At 64.2% G+C, this 23044-nt stretch carries 24 protein-coding genes and 1 pseudogene; 22 read left to right on the top strand and 3 right to left on the bottom strand.

The features are described from left to right. The first annotated feature begins 84 nt into the window (after nucleotides 1-84). Nucleotides 85-519 (top strand): thioredoxin TrxC, encoded by a 435-nt coding sequence (trxC, locus tag PFEN_RS28215; RefSeq protein WP_191489857.1) that lies wholly within the window; start codon nucleotides 85-87, stop codon nucleotides 517-519. Between the two features lie 121 nt (nucleotides 520-640). Here the strand turns inward: trxC and PFEN_RS28220 are convergent, their stop codons facing one another. Continuing rightward, entirely contained in the window at nucleotides 641-1414 is a 774-nt protein-coding gene (locus PFEN_RS28220) for a ParA family protein (protein ID WP_191489858.1), read from the bottom strand. Between the two features lie 361 nt (nucleotides 1415-1775). Here PFEN_RS28220 and PFEN_RS28225 point away from each other — a divergent pair, with 361 nt between their 5' ends. From PFEN_RS28225 to PFEN_RS28320, 20 genes and pseudogenes are all read left to right on the top strand, one after another. After that, nucleotides 1776-2495 carry a beta-ketoacyl synthase chain length factor gene (locus tag PFEN_RS28225; protein ID WP_191489859.1) on the top strand — a complete coding sequence of 240 codons (720 nt, stop codon included), beginning with the start codon at nucleotides 1776-1778 and terminating at the stop codon, nucleotides 2493-2495. After that, the gene (locus tag PFEN_RS28230) at nucleotides 2471-3289 is read left to right on the top strand and encodes a lysophospholipid acyltransferase family protein (protein ID WP_191489860.1); all 819 of its coding nucleotides are present in this window, start codon (nucleotides 2471-2473) and stop codon (nucleotides 3287-3289) included. The genes PFEN_RS28225 and PFEN_RS28230 overlap by 25 nt, the downstream gene beginning before the upstream one ends. After that, entirely contained in the window at nucleotides 3258-3530 is a 273-nt protein-coding gene (locus PFEN_RS28235; RefSeq protein ID WP_191489861.1) for a phosphopantetheine-binding protein, read from the top strand. Before PFEN_RS28230 ends, PFEN_RS28235 begins: the two co-directional genes overlap by 32 nt. 9 nt (nucleotides 3531-3539) lie before the next feature. Beyond that, a complete protein-coding gene (locus tag PFEN_RS28240; protein WP_191489862.1) occupies nucleotides 3540-3794 on the top strand; it encodes an acyl carrier protein in 255 nt (84 codons plus the stop codon). After that, nucleotides 3791-4336: a hypothetical protein gene (locus PFEN_RS28245; protein ID WP_191489863.1), complete on the top strand. Its 546-nt coding sequence runs from the start codon at nucleotides 3791-3793 to the stop codon at nucleotides 4334-4336. The genes PFEN_RS28240 and PFEN_RS28245 overlap by 4 nt, the downstream gene beginning before the upstream one ends. Beyond that, nucleotides 4333-6003, top strand: coding sequence for an AMP-binding protein (locus PFEN_RS28250; protein ID WP_191489864.1), 1671 nt, complete (start codon nucleotides 4333-4335; stop codon nucleotides 6001-6003). Before PFEN_RS28245 ends, PFEN_RS28250 begins: the two co-directional genes overlap by 4 nt. A 95-nt stretch (nucleotides 6004-6098) precedes the next feature. Next, a complete protein-coding gene (locus PFEN_RS28255) occupies nucleotides 6099-6833 on the top strand; it encodes a glycosyltransferase family 2 protein (RefSeq protein WP_191489865.1) in 735 nt (244 codons plus the stop codon). Continuing rightward, nucleotides 6830-7768 (top strand): glycosyl transferase, encoded by a 939-nt coding sequence (locus tag PFEN_RS28260; RefSeq protein WP_191489866.1) that lies wholly within the window; start codon nucleotides 6830-6832, stop codon nucleotides 7766-7768. Before PFEN_RS28255 ends, PFEN_RS28260 begins: the two co-directional genes overlap by 4 nt. Next, nucleotides 7749-9293: an HAL/PAL/TAL family ammonia-lyase gene (locus PFEN_RS28265; protein WP_191489867.1), complete on the top strand. Its 1545-nt coding sequence runs from the start codon at nucleotides 7749-7751 to the stop codon at nucleotides 9291-9293. The genes PFEN_RS28260 and PFEN_RS28265 overlap by 20 nt, the downstream gene beginning before the upstream one ends. Further along, on the top strand, nucleotides 9286-9711 hold the full coding sequence (locus tag PFEN_RS28270) for an acyl-CoA thioesterase (RefSeq protein WP_191489868.1): 426 nt from the start codon (nucleotides 9286-9288) through the stop codon (nucleotides 9709-9711). Before PFEN_RS28265 ends, PFEN_RS28270 begins: the two co-directional genes overlap by 8 nt. Further along, complete coding sequence (locus PFEN_RS28275; protein ID WP_191489869.1) at nucleotides 9708-10421, top strand: outer membrane lipoprotein carrier protein LolA; 714 nt, start codon at nucleotides 9708-9710, stop codon at nucleotides 10419-10421. The genes PFEN_RS28270 and PFEN_RS28275 overlap by 4 nt, the downstream gene beginning before the upstream one ends. Next, nucleotides 10405-12702, top strand: a pseudogene (locus PFEN_RS28280) (MMPL family transporter); the annotation flags it as partial. The gene PFEN_RS28275 and the pseudogene PFEN_RS28280, both read left to right, overlap by 17 nt. A 118-nt stretch (nucleotides 12703-12820) precedes the next feature. Further along, nucleotides 12821-14062: an NAD(P)/FAD-dependent oxidoreductase gene (locus PFEN_RS28285; RefSeq protein ID WP_191489871.1), complete on the top strand. Its 1242-nt coding sequence runs from the start codon at nucleotides 12821-12823 to the stop codon at nucleotides 14060-14062. Then, a complete protein-coding gene (locus tag PFEN_RS28290; RefSeq protein WP_191489872.1) occupies nucleotides 14059-14793 on the top strand; it encodes a class I SAM-dependent methyltransferase in 735 nt (244 codons plus the stop codon). The genes PFEN_RS28285 and PFEN_RS28290 overlap by 4 nt, the downstream gene beginning before the upstream one ends. Continuing rightward, nucleotides 14790-15272: a hypothetical protein gene (locus PFEN_RS28295; protein WP_191489873.1), complete on the top strand. Its 483-nt coding sequence runs from the start codon at nucleotides 14790-14792 to the stop codon at nucleotides 15270-15272. The genes PFEN_RS28290 and PFEN_RS28295 overlap by 4 nt, the downstream gene beginning before the upstream one ends. Continuing rightward, a complete protein-coding gene (locus PFEN_RS28300; RefSeq protein ID WP_191489874.1) occupies nucleotides 15269-16465 on the top strand; it encodes a beta-ketoacyl-[acyl-carrier-protein] synthase family protein in 1197 nt (398 codons plus the stop codon). The genes PFEN_RS28295 and PFEN_RS28300 overlap by 4 nt, the downstream gene beginning before the upstream one ends. Further along, the gene (locus PFEN_RS28305; protein WP_191489875.1) at nucleotides 16462-16926 is read left to right on the top strand and encodes a hotdog family protein; all 465 of its coding nucleotides are present in this window, start codon (nucleotides 16462-16464) and stop codon (nucleotides 16924-16926) included. The genes PFEN_RS28300 and PFEN_RS28305 overlap by 4 nt, the downstream gene beginning before the upstream one ends. Beyond that, the gene (locus PFEN_RS28310) at nucleotides 16919-17647 is read left to right on the top strand and encodes a 3-ketoacyl-ACP reductase FabG2 (protein ID WP_191489876.1); all 729 of its coding nucleotides are present in this window, start codon (nucleotides 16919-16921) and stop codon (nucleotides 17645-17647) included. The genes PFEN_RS28305 and PFEN_RS28310 overlap by 8 nt, the downstream gene beginning before the upstream one ends. Then, entirely contained in the window at nucleotides 17647-18873 is a 1227-nt protein-coding gene (locus PFEN_RS28315) for a beta-ketoacyl-ACP synthase (protein ID WP_191489877.1), read from the top strand. Before PFEN_RS28310 ends, PFEN_RS28315 begins: the two co-directional genes overlap by 1 nt. 28 nt (nucleotides 18874-18901) lie before the next feature. Then, nucleotides 18902-19345: a hypothetical protein gene (locus PFEN_RS28320; protein ID WP_191489878.1), complete on the top strand. Its 444-nt coding sequence runs from the start codon at nucleotides 18902-18904 to the stop codon at nucleotides 19343-19345. A gap of 444 nt (nucleotides 19346-19789) precedes the next feature. Here PFEN_RS28320 and PFEN_RS28325 read toward each other — a convergent pair whose 3' ends face one another. Together PFEN_RS28325 and PFEN_RS28330 are read right to left on the bottom strand one after the other, a co-directional pair. Beyond that, nucleotides 19790-20368, bottom strand: a complete 579-nt coding sequence (locus tag PFEN_RS28325; RefSeq protein ID WP_191489879.1) for a GNAT family N-acetyltransferase — start codon at nucleotides 20366-20368, stop codon at nucleotides 19790-19792. Between the two features lie 338 nt (nucleotides 20369-20706). Continuing rightward, nucleotides 20707-21606: a LysR family transcriptional regulator gene (locus tag PFEN_RS28330; RefSeq protein WP_191489880.1), complete on the bottom strand. Its 900-nt coding sequence runs from the start codon at nucleotides 21604-21606 to the stop codon at nucleotides 20707-20709. A 116-nt stretch (nucleotides 21607-21722) separates the two neighbouring features. Between PFEN_RS28330 and PFEN_RS28335 the strand changes: the two genes are divergently transcribed. Beyond that, entirely contained in the window at nucleotides 21723-23000 is a 1278-nt protein-coding gene (locus PFEN_RS28335) for an MFS transporter (protein WP_191489881.1), read from the top strand. Nucleotides 23001-23044: the final 44 nt, after the last annotated feature.

Below are 23044 nucleotides of genomic sequence, written 5' to 3' on the forward strand. Positions count from 1 at the left end.
AATGTGAGGACATGCAACAAGGCTTGATAAAAGCAGCACTCGACTCCAGATAGGTAGCATTGGCCACTGCCCTGGAGCCCCCTCATGTCCGATCCCCTGTTGATCCCCTGCCCCCATTGCAACGGCCTCAACCGCATCCCCGCCGAGCGCCTGGGCGACCAGCCGAAATGCGGACGCTGCAAGGCCGCGGTCCTGCTGGACAAACCGTTCGAATTGAAACAGGGCGACTACGCCAGCCAGATCAAGGGCGACCTGCCGTTGCTGGTGGACGTGTGGGCGGACTGGTGTGGGCCGTGCAAATCCTTTGCCCCGGTGTTCGAACAGGCGGCGCGCCAGTTGGTCGGCAAGTGCCGCCTGGCCAAGCTCGACAGCGAGGCCAACCAGCAACTCTCGGCACAACTGGGGATTCGTTCGATTCCCAGCCTGATCCTGTTCAGAAATGGCCAGGAAGTGGCGCGCCAGAGCGGCGCCTTTCCCCTACCGCAGTTGATGGCCTGGCTGCGCAGCCAGGGCGTCTGAGCGGCGCACCGCCACCGTTGCCTTGTCCGCGAAGCTTTTAGCGCTCTCACGAGCCGCTTCGCGAGCAAGCTCCGCGCCTACATGGACCGAGCGTATTCGGCCTTGGCGGGTGGCATTGGTATCAAGCGTTGCTCTCCAGCAGCGCGTGCAACTCGACGAACTGCAGGGTCAGCTTGTGCCGCGGGTCGAAGTGGATCAGCGGCCGGTTCGCCTCATGGGACTCGCGCATCTTCACCGAACTGGCGAGGTACACCGGCAATACCGGCAAGCCCTCGGCGATCAGGCTGTCGAGCATCTGCTGCGGCAAACTCGCCCGGGCCTGGAACTGGTTGACCACGATCCCTTCCACTTGCAGACCTTCGTTGTGGTCTTCCTTCAACTCTTCGATCTCAGCCAGCAGGCCATACAACGCCTGCCGGGAAAAGCTGTCGCAATCGAAGGGAATCAACACGCGATCAGCGGCAATCAACGCCGATACCGCGTAAAAATTCAACGCCGGCGGCGTATCCAGGTAGATACGGTCGTAGTCTTCCGACAACTCATCCAGCAGTTTGCGCAGCTTGTTGATCTTGTGCTTGGCCTCGAGCTTGGGCTGCAGATCCGCCAGTTCCGCCGTGGCGGTGATCACGTGCAGGTTGTCGAAGGGTGTCTCGTAGATATCCACCTGGTTTTTCTTCGAAAACGGCCCGGATGAAAGGATCTGCTTGAAGAAGTCGGCGATGCCCATGGGAATGTCCTCGCCGGTCAGCCCGGTGAGGTATTGCGTGGAGTTGGCCTGGGCATCGAGATCCACCAACAGGGTCCGGTAGCCCTCACTGGCGCTGACCGCCGCCAGGTTGCAGGCAATACTCGACTTGCCGACCCCGCCTTTCTGATTGAACACCACACGCCGCATGACAAGACCTCCGTGTATCAATGAATGACCGAGTGTAGAGGGCTAGAGCGCTACCGCGCCAGCTTGGTGAAGTGAGGATTACCGCTCACATCATCAAAACGTCACTCGGACAAGGTAATTCCCCTGTCAATCGCGAAAACGCTGACAGACGGATCGAAAAAAATACCGATAATAGCCAGTTGCCAGCCGCACATTCGCATTCGGTGCATTTAATCGTGCAAAATGTGATCAAAAATTTGCTACAGGCTTTGCGCACCGGGATAATGCGCGCCACTCGGCCATCGCGCCACGCCAGGGTTGGTCGGGGTTCAAGGATCAACCGTAGCGTTCAAGGAAGCCCGCAGGGGCGGGAAGACATTCAGTGATCAACTTCAATATCGCCCAATGGCGCGCCTGGGCTCCGGGCCTGGAAAGTGCGGATGACTGGCAGGCCTGGAGCCGCCAGCCCAGCGTGCCCGCGCCCAGCGATGCGGCACCGGATGTGTCCTTCCTGCCGGCCATGCAGCGTCGCCGCCTCAGCCGCCTGGCCCGGATGGCGTTCAGCGTCGGCTGGCCGCTGGCCGAGGGGCACGGGCCACTACCACTGGTGTTCATCTCCCGACACGGCGAAACCCCACGCACCTTCGATATTCTCTGCAACCTGGCGGCCGACCAGCCGATGTCGCCCACCCAGTTCAGCCTGTCGGTGCACAACGCGGTGATTGGCCTATGGTCGATCCTGCGCGGCTCGACCTGCGAAATGACCGCCTTGGCCGCCAACGGCGATGGCCTGGAACACGGCATGCTCGAGGCCGCCGCGCTGCTCAATGAAGGCGCCCCCGCGGTCTTGCTGGTGATCACCGAAGAACAACCGCCCGAGGCCTATCGTCGCTGGATCGACGATGTACCCTTCCCTTATGCCCTCGGCCTGCTGCTGACGCCGGGCGACGAGTGGCAACTGACGCTTGAAAGTGGCACGGACGAACAGTGCCCGGGCGAGTGGCCCCATGCCCTCGATCTATTGCGTACCCTGCTGGGCCAACATGCCACCTGCCAACACAGATGGAAGACCCGGGTATGGAACTGGCAACGCCGACCATGAACAAGCCTCGCGACGCCTATTACTGGCGCCTGCTGGCCACCGCCCTGAGCTTCGCCCTCTTCGGGCTCGCCGGCCTGGGCCTGCGCCTGGTGATTTTCCCCTTGCTCGGCTGCCTGCCGGGCGATGCCGCACGTCAGCGCATGCGCGCGCGGCGGACGGTCAGCCGGCTGCTCTGGCTGTTCATCCGCTTCATGGCCCGCAGCGGCGTGCTGAGCTATGAGGTCGAGGGTGCGGAAAAGCTCGGCCGTCCGGGCCAGATGATCATCGCCAACCATCCATCGCTGATCGACGTGGTATTCCTGATCGGCCTGGTGCGCGATGCCAACTGCGTGGTCAAGCAGAGTCTCTGGCAGAACCCCTTCACCCGCGGCCCCCTGCGCGCCACCGAATACATCAGCAACGATGGCAGCCTGGACATGCTCGACGCTGCGGCCAGCGCCCTGCAAGAGGGTCAGACCCTGATCATTTTCCCCGAGGGCACCCGGACCACGCCGGGGGCGCCACCCGCCTTTCATCGCGGCGCCGCCGCAATTGCCCTGCGCGGTGCGAAAATCATTACCCCGGTGGTGATCAAGGTCAGCCCCACCACGTTGACCAAGGCCGACCCCTGGTATCGCATTCCCCAACGCCGCGTGCACTTCAGTTTTCGCGTCGGGGCCGATATAGACCCACAAAGCTTTGCTGCACAGGGGCCGGCGCCCCAGGCCTCACGCAAGCTCAACGATTATCTGCACCACTACTTCATTAAGGAGCTCGCCTCAGATGAGCGATCCAACCCCCGCCCTGCTGCTTGAGATCAAGGAGCTGATCATCGAGGCCCTGGGCCTGGAAGACATCAGCGCGCAAGACATCGGCAACGAGCAAACCCTGTTTGGCGAAGGCCTGGGCCTGGACTCGGTGGACGCCCTCGAGCTCGGCCTGGCGATCCAGAAGCGCTACGGCATCAAAATCGACGCCGACGCCAAGGACACCCGCGACCATTTCTCCAGCGTGGCCAGCCTTGCGGCTTTCGTCACGGCAAAACAGGCAGCGTGAGACCGTACCATGCAAACCCGTGACGACATTTTCAACACCTTGCGCGATGCCCTGGTCGAACTCTTCGAACTGGAACCCGAACGCATCACCCTGAACAGCAACCTGTACCAGGACCTGGAAATCGACAGCATCGATGCCGTGGACCTGATCGACCATATCAAACGTCAGACCGGCAAGAAGATCGCCGCCGAGGAGTTCAAGTCGGTACGGACCGTCAACGATGTGGTCGAGGCGGTCTTTCGGCTGGTTCAACCGGCCGCATGAAGCGGCTGATCGGCCTCGGCCTGCTGCTGGCGGGTCTGTTGTACCCCTTCGCGGTGTATTTCGGCATGGAGCATTTCGCACCTTGGCAGTTCGGGCTGCTGCTCGGCGGCCTGTGGCTGGCCCGGGCCCTGACCAGCAAGCGGCGGCCCGGCAGCCTATGGATGGCCCTGTGCGCCATGGCTTTCTGCGGTTTGCTGGCGTTGCTGAACAATCCGTTGCTGTTGCGCTGGTACCCGGTGCTGATCAGTGCCTTCATGCTTGGCCTGTTCGGCCTGAGCCTGAAGTTCGGCCCGCCGATGGTCGAGCGCTTGGCCCGTCTGCGCGAACCGCAACTGCCGCAGACGGCGATTGACTATACGAGACAGGTGACCCGGGTCTGGAGCCTGTTCTTTCTCTGCAACGGCCTGATCGCCGCCGCCCTGACCCTGTGGGCGCCGCTGAGCTGGTGGATGTTGTACACCGGCCTGATCTCCTATGGGCTGATGGGTTTGCTGTTCGCCATTGAGTGGCTGGTACGACAACGGGTAAGAGGCCGCGCATGAACTGGATAAACCTTGAGCGGCTATTGCTCGAGTCGCACGAACCGCGTGCGGTCACCTTTGATCCGCCGCTGGATCATGCTGGCCTGTCACACCGGGCCTTGCGCCTGGCGGCCGGTTTGCAGGCCCGAGGTCTGAAACAGATCGCCGTGCACCTGGAAGATGCCGGGGAATTGGCAATCGCCCTGCTGGGTGCCTGGCGCGCCGGTGTTGGCGTCCTGTTGCCCGCCGACCTGCAAGAGCAGACCCGGCAACGCTGGGCCACGGACGTCGATCTGTGGCTGACCGATAGCGCCGGGCTCGACGCGCTTTACGCCGAGCCCCTGGGCGCCGCCGAACTCGACCTGGACAGCTGCCGCCTGAGCCTGTGCACCTCCGGCTCCAGTGGCGAACCCAAGCGCATCGACAAAAGCCTGCGCCTGCTGGCCAATGAAGTCCTGGCCCTGGAGCAGCTGTGGGGCGCGAGCCTGGCACAAGCCTGCATCATCGGCAGCGTCGCGACCCAGCATATCTATGGCCTGCTGTTCCGCGTGCTGTGGCCGCTGTGTGCCGGCCGCACCCTGGTCCGCACCCAACTGGCCTTCCCCGAAGACCTGCAGCGCGCCAGCCGTGAACACCCGCAGTTTGCCTGGGTGGCGAGTCCGGCCCTGCTCAAGCGCATGGGCGACAACCTCGACTGGCCGGCCTTGAGCCAGGTACGCCGGGTGTTTTCCTCGGGCGGCGCCCTCCCTCCCGAGGCGGCGGCCAGCCTACGGCAACGCCTGCGGCAATGGCCGACGGAAATCCTCGGCAGCTCGGAAACCGGCGGCATCGCCTGGCGCCAGGACAACCCACTGTGGCAGCCGTTCGCCGACGTGTGCTTGAGCCAGGACAGCGATGGCGCCCTGCGCGTGGCATCGCCTTACCTGCCTGCCGGCCATGTCGAACAAACAGCGGATGCCGTGCGCTTCGCCGCGGATGGCCGGTTCGAGCTGCTGGGGCGACTGGACCGCATCGTCAAACTGGAGGAGAAACGCATTTCCCTGCCGATGCTGGAACAGGCCCTGATCGAACACCCCTGGGTCGCCGAAGCGCGCCTGGGGGTGGTGCAGGAAAACCGCGCCTATCTCGGGGCGCTGCTGGTGCTCTCCGAACAGGGGCTGCATGGCCTGCGGAACCAGGGTCGGCGGGCGCTGACCGAGACCTTGCGCAAACATCTGCTCGGCCACTGCGAAGCACTGGCGCTGCCACGCCGCTGGCGTTTACTGCGGCAACTGCCGCTGAACGCCCAAGGCAAACTGCCACAAGCCGATGTCCAGGCCCTGTTGCGGGCCCCGCGGCCCAAAGGTCCGGAGGTGCTGGCACAGCACCAGACGGATGGCGAATGGCTGTTGCAGTTGGCCGTTCCGCCGGACCTGGCCTACTTCAGCGGGCACTTCCCGAGCACGCCGGTGTTGCCGGGGGTGGTGCAGATGGATTGGGCGCTGGATCTGGGCCGGCGACTGCTCGAATTGCCGGCGAAATTCGTCGGCATGGAAGTGTTGAAATTCCAGCAACTGGTACGCCCGGGCGATCGGCTCGAACTGAGCCTGCGCTTTGACCGCGAGCGCGGCAAACTCCATTTTGCCTTTCGCAACGCCACGGCGGCCTGCTCCAGCGGACGCATCGTCCTGGAGGCGGCGCATGCGTAATGCATACGGAAAAACACATTTCCCCTGGCAGATGAACCTGTGGCGAGCAGGCGTGTCAGAAGGCCATATCGATCACTTCCAGTGCGAGGGACTCCATGCATAAGCCCTGCGCCCTGGTCCCGGTGTATAACCACGAAGCCGCCGTGCCCGCTGTCGTCGAGGCCCTGCTCGCTGCTGGACTGGCCTGTGTGCTGGTGGACGATGGCAGCAGCCCGGCTTGCGCGGCGGTGCTGGAGCGACTCGCCGAACAGCGACAGGTCTCCCTGGTGAAACTCCCCGTCAACCAGGGCAAGGGCGCCGCGCTCATGACCGGGTTTCGGGAAGCCGCGCGCCTGGGCTTCAGCCATGCCCTGCAGGTAGACGCCGACGGCCAACACGACCTGCACGATGTCGAGATTTTCCTCAATGCCTCGCGCAACCATCCCGAAGCGCTGATCTGTGGCTACCCGCAATACGACGAGAGCGTCCCCAAGGTCCGGCTCTATGCCCGCTACCTGACCCACGTCTGGGTCTGGATCAACAGCCTGTCGCTGCAGATCCGCGACTCCATGTGCGGCTTCCGGATCTACCCGCTGCCACCGGTGCTGGCGCTGATCGACTCGGTGAAACTGGGCAAGCGCATGGACTTCGACTCGGAAATTCTCGTGCGCCTGGCCTGGCGTAACCAGCCCATGCGCTGGTTGCCGGTCAAGGTTCATTATCCCCAGGACGGCCTCTCGCACTTTCGCCTGTTCCACGACAACGTGCTGATTTCCAGCATGCACACGCGGATGTTCTTCGGCATGCTGGTGCGCCTGCCGAGTATCCTCTGGCGGCGGTGGCGGGCATGAGCGACGCACAAAAACACTGGGCCGACCAACAGGAGCGCGGCAGCTTCTGGCTGATGAAGCTCACCGCCTTCGGCGTCAAGGTCCTCGGCCGCAGAGTGCTCAGCCCGCTACTGCACGGCATCGTCCTGTATTTTTTCCTGTTCGGCCGTAGCGCCCGGCAAAGTGCCTGGCACTACCAGCAGCATCTGGCCGACTGGAGCGGTCAAAGCGCTCTGCGGCCGACCCGCATGAAGGTCTTCAGGCAGTTCATGGCCTTTGCCGACTCGCTGCTGGACAAGCTCGACGTGTGGAACGGCAAGCTGCGCCTCGAGCAACTCGAGATCATCGACCCGGCCCTGCTGCGCAATCAGTTGCGCGGCACACGCGGGCAGATGCTGGTGGGCGCACACCTGGGCAACCTGGAAGTCTGTCGCGCCCTGGCCGAACTGGGCGAAAAGGTCACCATGAACGTGCTGGTGCACACCAAGCACGCCGAGCGTTTCAACCGCCTGCTGGGCGAGGCCGGGGCAACCAACCTGCGGCTGATCCAGGTCAGCGAGCTGGACCCGGCGGTCATGCTGCAACTGAGTCAGCGCCTGGACCGTGGCGAGTGGCTGGCGATTGCCGGCGACCGAGTGCCGCTGCATGGCGGACGCCACGTGCGGGTGGATTTCCTCGGCCAACCCGCCGCGTTCCCGCAAGGTCCATGGCTATTGGCCGGGCTGCTGAAGTGCCCGGTCAACCTGTTGTTCTGCGTGAAACTCCAGGGTCGCTACCGCATCACCCTCGAACCCTTCACCGAATCGGTGCAATGGAAACGCAGCGACCGCGAGCAGGTGATCACCCAGTGGGCCGCCCGTTACGCCGAACGCCTGGGCCACTACTGCCTGCAGGCACCGCACCAATGGTTCAATTTCTACCCTTTCTGGAAATCCGATGACAACGCATCCGCTTGAGCCGGTCACCTTCGGCGAACTCCCGCTGCGTATCGAAGACGTACTGGCCCTGGCCAACCGTCAGGTGCCCACGCAACTGCAAGGCGATCTGGCGTTCCGCCAGCGCATTGCCAAGGGCGCGCAGTTCCTTGATTCCCTGCTGGACAAGGAAGGCGTGATCTACGGCGTCACCACCGGCTATGGCGACTCCTGCGTGGTGGCGGTGCCGCTGCAACATGTCGAGGCCCTGCCGCGTCACCTCTACACCTTCCACGGCTGCGGCCTGGGCCAGTTGCTCGACCCGCAGGCGACCCGCGCCGTACTGGCGGCGCGCTTGCAGTCGCTGTGCCAGGGTGTCTCCGGCGTGCGCGTGGAGCTGCTGGAACGCTTGCAGGCGTTCCTCGACCTGGACATCCTGCCGCTGATTCCGGAGGAGGGCTCGGTCGGCGCCAGCGGCGACCTGACACCACTGTCCTATGTGGCCGCAACCCTGTCCGGTGAGCGCGAAGTGCTGTTTCGCGGCGAACGTCGCCCGGCCTGCGATGTGCACCGTGAGCTCGGCTGGCAGCCGTTGGTGCTAAGGCCCAAGGAAGCCCTGGCGCTGATGAACGGTACCGCGGTGATGACCGGCCTGGCCTGCCTGGCCTTTGCCCGCGCCGACTACCTGCTGCAACTGGCAACCCGTATCACCGCCCTCAACGTGGTGGCCCTGCAAGGCAACCCGGAACACTTCGACGAGCGTCTGTTCGCCGCCAAGCCACACCCGGGGCAGATGCGGGTGGCCGCCTGGCTGCGCCAGGACCTGGCCATCGACGCGCCAACCGCGCCGCTGCACCGTTTGCAGGATCGCTACTCGCTGCGCTGCGCACCGCATGTCCTCGGCGTGCTGGCCGACAGCCTGGGCTGGTTGCGCGCGTTCATCGAGACCGAACTGAACAGCGCCAACGACAACCCGATCATCGACGCCGAAGCGGAACGCGTGCTCCACGGTGGGCACTTCTACGGCGGGCACATCGCCTTCGCCATGGACAGCCTCAAGACCCTGGTGGCCAACGTCGCCGACCTGCTCGATCGCCAGCTCGCGCTGCTGGTGGACGTGCGCTACAACCATGGCCTGCCGAGCAATCTTTCCGGTGCCAGTGCCGAGCGCGCCATGCTCAACCATGGTTTCAAGGCCGTGCAGATCGGTGCCAGCGCCTGGACCGCCGAGGCGCTGAAAAACACCATGCCGGCCAGCGTGTTCTCGCGCTCCACCGAATGTCACAACCAGGACAAGGTGAGCATGGGCACGATTGCCGCCCGCGATGCGATCCGCGTGCTGGAACTGACCGAGCAGGTCGCCGCCGCCACCCTGCTCGCCGCCCACCAGGGCGTCTGGCTGCGTAGCCAGGCCAGCGATGCCCGAGCGCTGCCACCGGCCCTGGCGGCGATGCACCAAGCCCTGGCCGAGGATTTCGCCCCGCTGATCGAAGACCGTGCCCTCGAAGCCGAACTGCGCCTGTGCCTGAAGCGCATCGCCGAGCAACACTGGAGGCTGCATGCGTAGTCGCGGAGTGTTGCATGTCGATACCGAGATCCTGGTGCCGTTCTTCGACGTCGACAGCATGCAGGTGGTCTGGCACGGCCATTATGTGAAGTACCTGGAAGTCGCCCGCTGCGCGCTGCTGGAGCATATTGGCCACAACTACACGCAGATGCGCGACTCCGGCTACTCCTGGCCGGTGATCGACCTGCAACTGCGTTATGTACGCGGGGCGGTGTTCGGCCAGAAGATCAATGTGCGGGCCAACCTGGTGGAATGGGAGAACCGCCTGAAGGTCAACTACCTGATCACCGATGTGGCCAGCGGCGAACGCCTGACCCGCGCCAGCAGCGTGCAGGTGGCCGTGGAGATGCAAAGCGGGGAAATGCAACTGGCCTCGCCGAAAGTCTTCGTCGCCGCCGTCGCAAAGGTGCTGGCATGAACAGCCTGCCGCCGGTACGACACAAGCCCTGTAGGCGCAAGCTTGCTCGCGATAGCATCCGCAAGATCGCCGCAAACCTCGCGAGCCTCATCGCCAGCAAGCACGCGCCTACAAGGTCCGCGCCTTGGTTATGCCTGCTGTTCTGCCTGGGCCTGTCCGCCCACGCATCCGCGTTCGACCTGCAACAACTGAGCGACCAGTTGGCCAAACCGACGGTGATCCACGGCGACTTCATCCAGGAAAAACACCTGCGCGCCCTGCCCCAACCGTTGACCAGCAAGGGCACCTTCGTCCTCGCCAAGGACCACGGCCTGCTCTGGTTGCTCAAGACGCCACTGCAGCAGGACTACCGCATCAACGCCAAGGGCATCGCCCGGCGCGATCCCGGTGGCTGGCAAATGGTCCCGAACAAAAGCGCCGGCGCCGAACAGAACCGTCTGTTCATCGCCGTGCTGCAAGGCGACAGCACCGGCCTGCAACGGGATTTCGAACTGCAACTGCAAGGCGACGCCCAGCACTGGCAACTGACCCTGGTCCCGCGTTCGGCGCTGCTCAAGCAGATATTCACCCGGATCAATATCGACGGCGGCGAGCTGGTGCAACGCATCGAACTGCTGGAAACCCAGGGTGACAGCACGGTCCTGCGCATGCAGGACAGCAATGCCGGCCTGCCCCTGAGCGACGCGGAGCAACATGACTTTGCCGAGTGAACGCCTGCTGCCGCGCCTGTTCCTGATCCTGCTGCTGGCGGTGCTGGCGCTCGCCGGCTGGCAATGGCGTCACGGCGCGCCGCTGTCGGCCGACCTCATGGAGCTGGTGCCGGGCTCGGCGCCCAATGCCCTGGAGCTCAAGGCCGAACAACGCATGCAGGAGCCGCTGAACCGGCAAATACTGGTGCTGGTGGGCCAGGCCGATCGCCAGAAAGCCATTGCCCTGGCGCAGCGACTGGGCGAACGCTGGCAGGCCAGCGGGCTGTTCGAAAGCGTCCAATGGAGCTTGCAGGCCGACCTCCCGGCCTTGCGCGAACAACTGTTGGCCAGCCGCCTGGCCATGCTCGCCCGCGCCGACCGGCAACAACTGATCGAACAACCGGCGGCGTTTATCCAGCAACGGGTCCAGGCCCTGTTCGATCCCTTTGCCGGGGTCAGCCTGGTACCGAGCCAGGACGACTGGCTCGGCCTGACCGGACGGATCCAGGACAGTCGCCCGAAATCCGGCGCGGTAGAGTTCGATCTCGGCAGCGGCGCGCTGATCGCCGAGGCCGACGGTAAAAGCTGGGTATTGTTGCGCGCCCACACCCGCGGCAATGCGTTCGACATGCAGCTGCCGATGCAAGTCGCCGAACTGCTCAAGCAAAGCCGTGAAGAGGCCGCACGCGACGACGCGCAACTGCTCGCCGCCAGCGGCCTGCTGTATGCCGCCAGCGGCCAGCAACAGGCAAGTCGGGAAATCACCTGGGTCGGCGGCGGCGCCACTTTCGGCATTCTCCTGCTGCTGTTGCTGGCCTTCCGCCGTTGGCGGGTATTGCTGGCCTTTGTCCCGGTGTTGGTGGGCATGCTCTTCGGCACCGTGGCCTGCGTGGCGCTGTTCGGTCATCTGCACGTGATGACCCTGGTGCTGGGGGCCAGCCTGATCGGCGTGGCCGTGGACTATCCGCTGCATTACCTGTCCAAGAGCTGGATCCTGAATCCCTGGCGCAGCTGGCCGGCCCTGCGCCTCACCCTGCCCGGGTTGAGCCTGAGCCTGGCCACCAGTTGCATCGGCTACCTGGCCCTGGCCTGGACACCCTTCCCGGCGCTGACCCAGATCGCCGTGTTCTCCGCCGCCGGCCTGCTCGGCGCCTACCTGAGCGCCGTGTGCCTGCTGCCGGCGCTGCTCAACGGCACGGACCTGCGCCCGGCGCAATGGCCGCTGCGGTTCTGCGAAGCCTTGCTGAGACTGCGTGAAGCCCTGCTGCGCAAGGTCGGCAGCCGTCTGCTGCTGGCCCTGCTGATACTGTTCTGCGCCGCGGGTCTGTGGCAGTTGACCAGCAGGAACGATGTCCGCCAATGGGTCGGCGCGCCGCCACAACTGCAGGCCGAGGCCCAGGCGATCGCCCGCATCACCGGCTACCAGCCCACCAGTCAGTTCTTCCTGGTCCGCGGCGCCGATCAACAACAGTTGCTGGAGCGTCAGGCGGCGCTGGGCGAACGTCTCGAACAACTGGTGCGCCAGGGCAAATTGCAGGGCTATCAGTCGCTGGACCAAGTGGTCGCCCTGCCCCGGGAACAGCAACAGCTGCATGACGCGCTCAAGCGACTGCCGGAGTTCTGGCAGCCCTTGCTCGACCTCGGCGTACCGACCAGCGCCTTGCAAAACGAGCTGGCACAGTTGCAGGCCCTACCGATCCAGGATCTCGACAGTGCCCTCAAAGGCCCGCTGTCCGAACCCTGGCGCCTGCTCTGGCTGGGCGCGCAGGACGATGGCGTGGCGGGCATGGTCAGCCTGCGCGGGCTGAACAACCCCGAGCTGTTGCGGGCGCAGGCCGTGGGGCTGCCGGGAGTACAGCTGGTGGATCGGCTGGGCGAACTGAACCGGGTCTTCGCCGCCACCCAGGTCAGCGCCGCCGAACTGAAACTGGCCTCCTGTGGGCTGATCGTGCTGTTGCTGATCCTGCCCTTCGGCCTCGGCGGCGCGCTGCGGATCGTCGCCCTGCCGCTGCTGGCGGCCCTGTGCAGCCTAGCCAGCCTCGGCTGGCTCGGCCAGCCGCTGACGCTGTTCAGCCTGTTCGGCCTGTTGCTGGTGACCGCCATCAGCGTCGACTACGCGATCCTGATGCGCGAACAGATCGGCGGGGCCGCCGTCAGTCTGCTGGGCACCTTGCTGGCCGCCCTGACCACCTGGCTGTCGTTCGGCCTGCTGGCGATTTCCAGTACCCCGGCGGTGAGCAACTTCGGCCTGGCGGTGAGCCTCGGGCTGGCCTTCAGTTTCCTGCTCGCGCCCTGGGCCGCGAGCAAGACCAACCAGAGCGCGACACCAGGGCACCCACTGCGGGATGCTCAGCCGGTCATGGCTACCGGCCATGGCGACACCCAGCCTATCCCGTCGAACCCAGCAGGAGCTTGCGCCAATGATTGAAATGGAGCGTCGCGAAGTCGTGGTCATTGGCGCGGGTCCTTCCGGCGCCATCGCCGCCGCCTTGCTCAAACGCAACGGCCACGACGTGCTGATCATCGAGCGCCAGCACTTCCCGCGCTTTTCCATCGGTGAAAGCCTGCTGTCGCACTGCCTGGACTTCGTCGAAGAGGCCGGCATGCTCGACGCCGTCAACGCCGCCGGGTTCCAGCTCAAGAACGGTGCGGCCTTCGCCTGGGGCGAACATTACAGCGCCTTCGATTTCGGCAAGACCTTCAGCAACGGCAAGCCGACCACCTTCCAGGTCCAGCGCGCCGACTTCGACAAACTGCTGGCCGATCAGGCGGCCCTGCAAGGCGTGGAAATCCGCTATGGCGAGGAAATCACCGGGGTTGATTTCGAACGCCCGCAACCACAGCTTCGGGCCCGGCGCGAAGATGGCGGCGAATACCTGATCGAAGCCCGCTTCGTCCTTGATGCCAGCGGCTACGGCCGGGTGCTGCCGCGCCTGCTCGACTTGGAGGCAGCCTCGAATTTCCCCTTGCGCCAGGCGGTATTCACCCACGTCGAAGACCACATTGGGCATCCCGGTTTCGAGCGGGAAAAAATCCTCATCACCACCCATCCGCAAAAGCGCGATATCTGGTTCTGGACCATCCCGTTCAGCAATGGCCGCTGCTCCCTCGGCGTGGTCGCCGCCGCCGAACACTTTGCCGAGCGCGGCGCGGACCTGGACGCCTGTCTCAAGGGTTTCGTCGCCGAGACCCCGAGCCTGCAAGCCGTCATGGCAAACGCCGTGTGGGACACCCCGGCGCGGGCCATCGGCGGCTACTCGGCCAACGTGAAGACCCTGCACGGACCGGGCTTCGCCCTGCTCGGCAACGCGGCGGAATTCCTCGACCCGGTGTTCTCCTCCGGCGTGACCATTGCCATGCGTTCGGCGAGCATGGCCGCCGGCCTGCTGCACCGGCAACTGCAAGGCGAAAGCGTCGACTGGCAGACCCAGTTCGCCGAACCGCTCAAGCGCGGTGTCGACACCTTCCGCTGCTACGTCGAAGGCTGGTACGCCGGGACCTTCCAGGATGTCATCTTCCATCCCGGCAGCTCGCCGGATATTCGCGCGATGATCAGTGCGATCCTTGCCGGCTATGCCTGGGACGAGCGCAACCCCTTTGTCAGTGAACCCCGGCGGCGCCTGCGAATGCTGTCGGAAATCTGTGCGAGCACTCCGCAATGAGCAATACCTACCTGAGCGACACCTACGTCGCGGAAACCCGTTTTGGCTTCTGGTTCCTGCGCAGCCACACCTGGCAGCACCATGTCCTGCGAGTCGCGATCAACGATCTGCGCAGCCTGTTCAGCGACGCCCCGCCAACCCACCCGGTGGTGCTCGATGCCGGTTGCGGCCAGGGCAAGTCCTTCCAGTACTTGCAGCAGGTCTTCGCCCCGGCGCGGCTGATCGGCCTCGACGCCGATCCCCACAGTCTGAAACTGAGTGGCGAAGAGGCGCAACGCCGTGGTCTGGAAGTCGAACTGATCGGCAGTGACTGCGCGACCCTCGACCTGCCCTCGCACAGCGTCGATATCCTGTTCTGCCACCAGACTTTCCATCACCTGGTGCAGCAGGACCGCGCCCTGGCCGAGTTCTATCGCGTGCTCAAGCCGGGCGGCTATCTGCTGTTCGCCGAATCCACCGAAGCCTATATCGACACCTGGGTGATTCGTTGGCTGTTCCGTCACCCGATGCATGTACAGAAAAGCGCGGCGCAGTACCTGGAGATGATCCGCGACCAGGGTTTCGAATTCGCCCCGCGCAACGTTTCCTATCCGTACCTGTGGTGGAGCCGGGCCAAGGACTTCGGGCTGCTGGAACGCCTGCGCCTGAAGAACCCGCCGCCAGTGGGCCAGCGTGAGGAAACCCTGGTCAACCTGGTCGCCCGCAAACCGCTCGGCGGAGCCGGCGAATGATCCGTCCCCTGTTGCTGGGCTGCCTCCTGCTGCTGAGCGCCTGCGCCAGCCGCGCGCCGCTGCCCGTACAAACGCCGACCCTGGCCCTGCCGCTGCAATTGCACATCGAACGCGAACAGGCCGGCCAGCGCCAGGACTGGTTACTGGTGATCCAGCACGAGGCTGGCGGCCTGCGCTGGTCGCTGATGGACCCGCTGGGCATCCCCCTGGCCCGCCAGCGCCTGTCGGACGGCGAATGGCAGGCCGACGGCCTGTTGCCACCCAACCCGCAGGCCCGCGAGCTGTTCGCCGCGTTGCTGTTTGCCCTGACACTGCCGGCCGAGCTGCCCGCCAACTACCCGACCGCGCAGCAGCAGCCACGGCGGCGTGCCCTGGACGACCGCTGGCACGTCAACTATCGCCGGGCGCTGGAGTTCACTCTCAGCCTGCCGGACAGTCTGCAGTACCGAATCAGTCCGTTGAGCGAGACCGCCCCATGACCGCCTACCTGAATGCCCTCGGCGTGATCTGCGCCCTGGGCCGCGACAAGCGGAGCGTGGCGCGCAAGCTGTTTGCCGGCGACTGCTCGGGCATGCGCGCGGAAAGCGGCTGGGTGCCTGAACGCAGCCTGCCGGTGGCCGCCGTGCGGGGCGAACTGGCGGCCATTCCGCTGGAACTGCGTGCCCAGGCCAGCCGCAACAATCAACTGCTGATGGAAGCCACGCGGCAAATCGCCGAGCCGATCCAGCGCGCCATCGACGCCTATGGCCGTGCGCGGATCGGCATTGTCCTCGGCACCAGCACCTCGGGCATCGACGAAGCCAGCCGAGGCATCGCCAGCTACCTGCGGGATGGACACTTCCCCGAAGGCTATGACTACCAGCAGCAGGAGCTGGGTGCCCCGGCGACCTTCCTCGCCGACTGGCTGCAGTTGCGCGGCCCGGCCTACGTGATTTCCACCGCCTGCACCTCCAGCGCGCGGGCGCTGATGAGTGCCCGGCGCCTGCTCGACCTGGGCTTGTGCGACGCCGTGCTGTGCGGCGGGGTCGACAGCCTGTGCCAACTGACGCTGCGGGGCTTCAGCTCGCTGGAAGCGGTGTCGGCGCAGCGCTGCAATCCATTTTCGCTGAACCGCAACGGCATCAATATCGGTGAAGCGGCGGTGCTGTTCCTGATGACCCGGCAGGCCGCCGACGGCCACGCCATCGCCCTGCTCGGCGCGGGCGCCAGTTGCGACGCCCACCATATTTCCGCCCCCGACCCGACCGGCCAGGGCGCCGTGCAGGCCATGAGCAAGGCCCTGAAACAAGCCGGCCTGCAACCACAGGACATCGGCTACCTGAACCTGCACGGCACCGCGACCCAGCACAACGACGCCATGGAGAGCCTGGCCGTATCCAGCCTGTTCCCGGCGAGTCCACCGTGCTCCTCGACCAAGCCCATGACCGGCCACACCCTGGGCGCCGCCGGGGCGCTGGAAGCGGCGTTCTGCTGGTTGAGCCTGAGTGCCGACAACCCAACCGGGGCCCTGCCACCGCATGTCTGGGACGGCCAGGCCGACCCGGCACTGCCGCCGCTGAACTGGGTCCGAGCGGGCGACCGCCTCAACCCCCATCCACCGCGCCGCCTGATGAGCAACTCGTTTGCTTTCGGCGGCAACAATGTCAGCCTGATTATCGGAGATGCCCCATGATCGATTGGCCGCTCGCCGAACTGCTGCCCCACGCCGGGGACATGATCCTGATCGACCAGGTCCTGTCCTGCGACGAAGAACAGATCCACACTCGCCTCACCGTGCGCCCGGACGGCCTGTTCAATCGCGAGGACGGCAGCCTGCCGGCCTGGCTCGGCCTCGAGCTGATGGCCCAGAGTGTCGCCGCCTTTGCCGGCTGCCACGCGCGTCGCGACGGCAAGCTGGTGGAGCTGGGTTTCCTGCTCGGCACGCGCAAGTTCAACTGCAATGTGGAACACTTTCCCGTCGGTAGCGAACTGACTATCCATGCCTTGCGTTCGCTGGAAGACGACAATGGCATGGGCGTTTTCGAATGCCATCTGAGCGGTCCCGGCATCCATGCCAGCGCGCGTCTGAACGTGTTCCGTCCACCCCAGGCCAGCGCTTATCTATCCGAATCACAGGAGTTGCGTCATGCCTGAATCCATCCTGGTTACCGGCTCCAGCCGTGGTATCGGCCGCGCCATCGCCCTGCGCCTGGCCCGGGCCGGTTTTGACCTGGTGCTGCATTGCCGCAGCGGCCGCGCCGAGGCCGAGGCCGTCCAGGCCGAAATCCAGGCGCTGGGCCGCCAGGCCCGCGTGCTGCAATTCGATGTATCCGACCGTGAAGCCTGCCGCACCCGCCTGGAAGCCGACGTCGAAGAACATGGGGCCTACTACGGCGTGGTGCTCAACGCCGGCCTGACCCGTGACGGTGCTTTTCCCGCGTTGTCCGAAGAAGACTGGGACCTGGTCCTGCGCACCAACCTCGACGGGTTCTACAATGTGCTGCACCCGGTGATGATGCCGATGATCCGCCGACGAGCACCGGGGCGGATCGTCTGCATCACCTCGGTATCCGGGCTGATCGGTAACCGCGGGCAGGTCAACTACAGTGCCTCGAAGGCCGGCCTGATCGGTGCGGCCAAGGCCCTGGCGATCGAACTGGGCAAACGCCGGATCACCGTCAACTGCGTGGCCCCGGGCCTGATCGACACCGCCATGCTCGATGAAAACGTGCCGGTGGAAGAGCTGCTGAAAATGATCCCGGCGCAACGTATGGGCACCCCGGAAGAAGTCGCCGGCGCGGTGAACTTCCTGATGTCCGCGGAAGCCTCCTACATCACCCGGCAAGTGCTGGCCGTCAACGGAGGGCTGTGCTGATGAAGCGCGTCGTCGTCACCGGCATGGCCGGCATCACCTCCCTAGGCAGCGACTGGGCCAGCATCGAAGCCAACTTCCGGGCTAACCGTAGCGGTATCCGCTACATGACCGAGTGGGAGCGTTTCAGCGAGCTGAATACTCGCCTGGCCGGGCCTATCGACGCTTATGCGGTGCCGTCGCACTGGACCCGCAAGCAACTGCGCAGCATGGGCCGGGTCTCGCGCTTCGCCGTGGGCGCCGCGGAAATGGCCCTGGCCGACGCCGGCCTGCTGGGCGACGACAGCATCCGCGACGGGCGCATGGGCGTGGCCTGCGGTTCGTCCACCGGCAGCACCGACGAGATCAAGGCCTTCGGCCAGATGTTGATCAACTCCGTGGCCGAAGGGCTCAACGCCAATTCCTATGTGCGCATGATGCCGCACACCACGGCGGCCAATATCAGCATCTTCTTCGGTCTCACCGGGCGCCTGATCCCCACTTCCAGTGCCTGCACCAGCGGCAGCCAGGGCATCGGCTATGCCTACGAATCGATCAAGTTCGGGCGCTTGCCGCTGATGCTCGCCGGCGGTGCCGAGGAACTGTGTCCCACCGAAGCCATGGTATTCGACGCGCTCTACGCCACCAGCCTGAAAAACGATGCGCCGCAGAGCAGCCCACGGCCTTACGACAGCGGCCGTGACGGCCTGGTGATCGGGGAAGGCGGCGGCATGCTGGTCCTCGAAGAGCTCGAGCATGCCCTGGCCCGTGGCGCGCATATTCACGCGGAAATCGTCGGTTTCGGCAGCAACGCCGACGGCCAGCACGCTACCCGTCCGGAGCAGAGCACCATGCGCCGGGCCATGGAGCTGGCCCTGGAAGATGCCGGCTTGACGGCGGACGCCATCGGCTATGTGAACGGCCACGGCACGGCCACCGAACAGGGCGATATCGCCGAAACCCTGGCCACCAGCAGCCTGTTCGGCAGCCGCATGCCCATCAGTTCGCAAAAGAGCTTCCTCGGTCACACCCTGGGCGCCTGTGGGGCGCTGGAGTCCTGGTTCAGCATCGAAATGATGAACCGTGACAGCTACATCCACACCCTGAACCTCGACCAGATCGACCCGCAGTGCGGCGAGCTGGATTACCTGCGCGGCGAGTTCCGGCAGATGAGCCACGAGTACGTGATGAACAACAACTTTGCCTTTGGCGGCGTGAACACCTCGCTGGTGTTCCGGCGTTGGCGCTGACTTTTTGAAAACCTCTGGAGAAACCGGAATGTCCTCCCTGCTTCGTGTTGCCCTTGTCGCCCTGGTCCTGTTGACGGCGGCGGGCTGTACCAGCAAACCCATCGTCACCCCGACCCGGACCCTCGCGCCGCAAGTCCTGGCCAGCCAGGATGAAGTGAAACAGGCGATTGTCACCGCCCTGGCCAAGCGCGAATGGAGCGTGCAACGCGTCAATCCGGGTCAGGTCCAGGCCGAGATCACCGTGCGTGAGAAATTCCACGTCGAGATCGACATCAACTACAGCGCCAACGGCTATGCCATCGCCTACCGCAACAGCAGTGGCATGGGTTACCAGGACGGCAAGATCCACAGGAACTACATCCGCTGGGTCACCCTGCTGGACCAGGATATCCTGGCCGAGCTGCGCGCTCATCATGACCAGCCGACGGCGCGTGCTATTGGGGTTGGCGAGGCGCAACCGCTGTCCCGGTAACAGCGTTGAAGGAGCATCTGACGACGGCTCGGTAAGTTGAAACTTGCCGGTTGATCTGAGCGCGGTCCTTGTAGCTGGTTTGCCGGCGATAGCGATGCGACATTCAGCATCGTTATCGCTGACGCACCACGGTCCTGTGGTGCGCCAAGCATCTGCGTTCAGCGGTGTTCTTGAAGACGTCATCGCGAGCAAGCTCTGCTCCTACAAGTGCCACGGCCATCCCGCTCACCCTAAGCCCTGCTCGACTTCAAACTTCCCGAACACGCGAATTTTGTGGCTGCTCGGAGCTTAGAAAAAGGGCTGGATCAGAGGAGCGGTAATGCGGCTCGTGCCACACCACGCCTCGAGAAATTGCCAGTTCGAAATCACCGTCCTCGATTACCCAGACGCTCGACAGGACGGACTGTTGGCTCCCGGTCCCAGTGCGCGATATAACTCGACAGGTCAATCTTTAGCCACCTCACCTTTCCACGCATCACGCGTAAGTCGATACAGAACGTGCCTTGCCAGTGGATGCGCAGCGGGCAGCGTCGGATGATAAAAATCTTCGTCTACCCGGTGCTGCATGCCAAGTCGCTGCATCACCCGCTGCGACCGCTCGTTGGTGGTTGCTGTAAAGGCGACGATTTCCTCAAGTGCCAGTTCGCCGAAACCGAAGGCCAATGCAGCCCTGGCCGCTTCGGTTGCATAGCCTTGTCCCCAATAGTCATGAGCAAGACGCCAGCCAATCTCAATGCAGGGGCTGAAGGGAAGGTCCCGTCGGGGAACGGCCAACCCGGCAAACCCAATAAACGTCGACGTGGAGCGCAGTTCCACTGCCCAAAAGGTAAAACCGTGGTGCTCTTGGTGTTTGCCAATACCCTCTGCGAAGGCATCGCTCTCGGCAGCGCTCAACGGAGCCGGGAAATACTCCATCACATGCCTGTCCGCGTTCATTGCCTGAAAAGCCAGTTTGTCCGACGGTTTCCACAAACGCAGTCGCAGACGCTCTGTTGGAGCCGGTAGCTGTTTGCTTCTGTGCATCCATCATGTCCTTACTTATACAAATACGGGTAGAACCGATCTTTCACTCAACGCTTGTAATCGGCTTAGGCGTTCTTTCGCGAAAAAACTAGCCGGGAGATATGGCAGCCGCAAGGCTGCTGAGGCATTACAGGAAACACCCCACAATAGAAAATGAATCGCCGGACATTTCCCAGGAGATCTCAACACCTTGCAGCGGCCATATCGCCCGACTAGCCTTGGTCAGTCATCGCCCGCGCAGCGGTGTTGGAAAACGACCGAACCATGCAGTCCACAGACAACAAGCTGATAGCGCAAAACTGCAAGCAAAGATTCTGTGCCGAATCCGGCTTCAAATCTCAGACCTGCGGCGCCGTCCGACGCGTCAGCAACTCGATAAACGCCTTGGCCATCGGTGACTTCTGGTCCTTGCGCTGCACCAGCCACACCGCCGACACCGCATCCGGGTCGAGCAATGGCCGATAGACCACCCCGTCGATCCGGATCCGCTGATAGGACGCCGGTAACACCGACACCCCCAGCCCCGCCGCCACCAGACCGATGATGGTCATCGCCTCGCCCGCCTCCTGGGCAAAGTGCGGGCTGAACCCGGCCTGCCGCGCCAAGGTCAACAACTGCGCATACAAGCCACTGCCGTAACTGCGCGGGAAAAACACAAAAGGCTCCAGGGCCAACTCGGACAACTGCATCCCGGCCTCGCTGCCGGCCGCCAGCGGGTGCTTGGCACTAAGCACCGCCACCAGCGGCTCACGCATCAGCTCCACCACGCTCAAGGCGTCCGGCACAGACAAAGGCCGCATCAAGCCCACCTCGATGGACTCATCCATCAACCCATCGGCAACCGTCTTGCTGCTCATCTCCCGCAGGTTCAGGTGCACCGCCGGGAATGCCTGGCGAAAGGCAAAGATCGCCTGGGGAATGGTCGAGTTGAACGGCGCCGACGAGGTAAAGCCGATCTTCAGTTCCCCCAGCTCCCCCAACTGCGCCCGCCGCGCCACATCCGCCGCCTTGTCCACCTGCGCCAGCACCAATCGCGCTTCCTGCAAAAACAGGCGGCCCGCCTCGCTCAACTCGACCCGACGATTGGTCCGGTCGAACAGCCGCGCCCCCAACTCCTGCTCCAGCGCCTGGATCTGCTGGCTCAACGGCGGCTGGGAAATCCCCAACAGCTCCGCCGCGCGGCCAAAATGCAGTTCTTCGGCCACCGCGATGAAGTAGCGCAAATGCCGCAATTCCATGAACACCTCATCAAGTCGTAAAACCTATCAAACAGGTCGAACAATATATTGGAAAGAATAGTTAGCCAGCTATATGCTTTTTCCATTGCCTGACCGGCTGCTCTCCCGAGGTCCCCGTGAAAACTGCTGTCGCTCCCCTCGCTCACGATTTTCCGCCCACCGCGCGAGACGATGTTGTCGCCCAACGCAACGACACCTATATCGAAAAAGGCACCCCGGCGTTCATGCGCACGGTGCTGGCGTTGTTCTCCGGCGGCTTTGCCACCTTTGCCCTGTTGTACTGCGTACAGCCAATGATGCCGGTGCTGTCCCAGGAGTACGGGATCAACGCGGCCCAGAGCAGCCTGATCCTGTCGGTGGCGACCGCCCTGCTCGCCATCGGCCTGCTGATCACCGGACCGATCTCCGACAGCCTCGGACGCAAACCGGTGATGGTGGTGGCGCTGTTCGGCGCGGCGCTGTTTACCCTCCTTGGCGCATTGATGCCCAACTGGCAGGGCGTGCTGGTGATGCGCGCCCTGGTGGGGCTCTCGCTCAGCGGATTGGCGGCGGTCGGCATGACCTATCTGAGCGAGGAGATTCACCCCGGTCACATCGGCCTGGCGATGGGCCTGTATATCGCCGGCAACGCCATCGGCGGAATGAGCGGACGGCTGATCAGCGGCGTGCTGATCGACTTCGTCAGCTGGCACACGGCGATGCTGGTGATCGGCTTCCTGGCGCTGATCGCGGCGACGGTGTTCTGGAAAATCCTGCCGCCGTCGCGCAACTTCCGCCCCAGCCCATTCAATACCCGCAGCCTGATCGATGGCTTCACCCTGCACTTTCGCGACGCCGGCCTGCCGTGGCTGTTCCTGGAAGGCTTCCTGTTGATGGGCAGCTTCGTCACCCTGTTCAACTACATTGGTTACCGCCTGCTGGCCGAACCCTACGGCATGAGTCAGGCGTTCGTCGGCCTGTTGTCCATTGTCTATCTGTCGGGTATCTACAGCTCGGCGCAGATCGGCGCCCTGGCCGACAAACTGGGCCGGCGCAAGGTGCTCTGGGGCATGATCCTGATGATGCTGGTGGGTATTGTCCTGACCCTGGTGACCCCGTTGCCAGTGGTGGTATTCGGTATCCTGCTGTTCACCTTCGGTTTCTTCGGCGCCCACTCGGTGGCCAGTAGCTGGATCGGTCGGCGGGCATTGAAGGCCAAGGGCCAAGCCTCGTCGCTCTATCTGTTTTGCTACTACGTCGGCTCCAGCGTGGCCGGGACCCTCGGCGGGGTGTTCTGGCACTACGCTGGCTGGAACGGCATCGGCCTGTTTATCGGCGCGCTGCTGGTGGTGGCCTTGCTGGTGGCGTTGAAGCTGGCGCGGTTGCCGGCGTTGCCGGGCAATGCAAAAGCCTAGTCACGATTGACCGGCTGGCGGTTGGCGCCGGCCAAGGTACACTG

The sequence above is a fragment of the Pseudomonas sp. FEN genome, from assembly GCF_904067045.1.
Classification (GTDB): Bacteria; Pseudomonadota; Gammaproteobacteria; order Pseudomonadales; family Pseudomonadaceae; genus Aquipseudomonas.

Coding starts and splice junctions, on each gene's coding strand:
- trxC (WP_191489857.1), top strand. CDS start 85: ATGTCCGATCCCCTGTTGATCCCCTGCCCCCATTGCAACGGCCTCAAC.
- PFEN_RS28220 (WP_191489858.1), bottom strand. CDS start 1,414: ATGCGGCGTGTGGTGTTCAATCAGAAAGGCGGGGTCGGCAAGTCGAGT.
- PFEN_RS28230 (WP_191489860.1), top strand. CDS start 2,471: ATGGAACTGGCAACGCCGACCATGAACAAGCCTCGCGACGCCTATTAC.
- PFEN_RS28235 (WP_191489861.1), top strand. CDS start 3,258: ATGAGCGATCCAACCCCCGCCCTGCTGCTTGAGATCAAGGAGCTGATC.
- PFEN_RS28240 (WP_191489862.1), top strand. CDS start 3,540: ATGCAAACCCGTGACGACATTTTCAACACCTTGCGCGATGCCCTGGTC.
- PFEN_RS28245 (WP_191489863.1), top strand. CDS start 3,791: ATGAAGCGGCTGATCGGCCTCGGCCTGCTGCTGGCGGGTCTGTTGTAC.
- PFEN_RS28250 (WP_191489864.1), top strand. CDS start 4,333: ATGAACTGGATAAACCTTGAGCGGCTATTGCTCGAGTCGCACGAACCG.
- PFEN_RS28255 (WP_191489865.1), top strand. CDS start 6,099: ATGCATAAGCCCTGCGCCCTGGTCCCGGTGTATAACCACGAAGCCGCC.
- PFEN_RS28260 (WP_191489866.1), top strand. CDS start 6,830: ATGAGCGACGCACAAAAACACTGGGCCGACCAACAGGAGCGCGGCAGC.
- PFEN_RS28265 (WP_191489867.1), top strand. CDS start 7,749: ATGACAACGCATCCGCTTGAGCCGGTCACCTTCGGCGAACTCCCGCTG.
- PFEN_RS28270 (WP_191489868.1), top strand. CDS start 9,286: ATGCGTAGTCGCGGAGTGTTGCATGTCGATACCGAGATCCTGGTGCCG.
- PFEN_RS28275 (WP_191489869.1), top strand. CDS start 9,708: ATGAACAGCCTGCCGCCGGTACGACACAAGCCCTGTAGGCGCAAGCTT.
- PFEN_RS28285 (WP_191489871.1), top strand. CDS start 12,821: ATGATTGAAATGGAGCGTCGCGAAGTCGTGGTCATTGGCGCGGGTCCT.
- PFEN_RS28290 (WP_191489872.1), top strand. CDS start 14,059: ATGAGCAATACCTACCTGAGCGACACCTACGTCGCGGAAACCCGTTTT.
- PFEN_RS28295 (WP_191489873.1), top strand. CDS start 14,790: ATGATCCGTCCCCTGTTGCTGGGCTGCCTCCTGCTGCTGAGCGCCTGC.
- PFEN_RS28300 (WP_191489874.1), top strand. CDS start 15,269: ATGACCGCCTACCTGAATGCCCTCGGCGTGATCTGCGCCCTGGGCCGC.
- PFEN_RS28305 (WP_191489875.1), top strand. CDS start 16,462: ATGATCGATTGGCCGCTCGCCGAACTGCTGCCCCACGCCGGGGACATG.
- PFEN_RS28310 (WP_191489876.1), top strand. CDS start 16,919: ATGCCTGAATCCATCCTGGTTACCGGCTCCAGCCGTGGTATCGGCCGC.
- PFEN_RS28315 (WP_191489877.1), top strand. CDS start 17,647: ATGAAGCGCGTCGTCGTCACCGGCATGGCCGGCATCACCTCCCTAGGC.
- PFEN_RS28320 (WP_191489878.1), top strand. CDS start 18,902: ATGTCCTCCCTGCTTCGTGTTGCCCTTGTCGCCCTGGTCCTGTTGACG.
- PFEN_RS28325 (WP_191489879.1), bottom strand. CDS start 20,368: ATGCACAGAAGCAAACAGCTACCGGCTCCAACAGAGCGTCTGCGACTG.
- PFEN_RS28330 (WP_191489880.1), bottom strand. CDS start 21,606: ATGGAATTGCGGCATTTGCGCTACTTCATCGCGGTGGCCGAAGAACTG.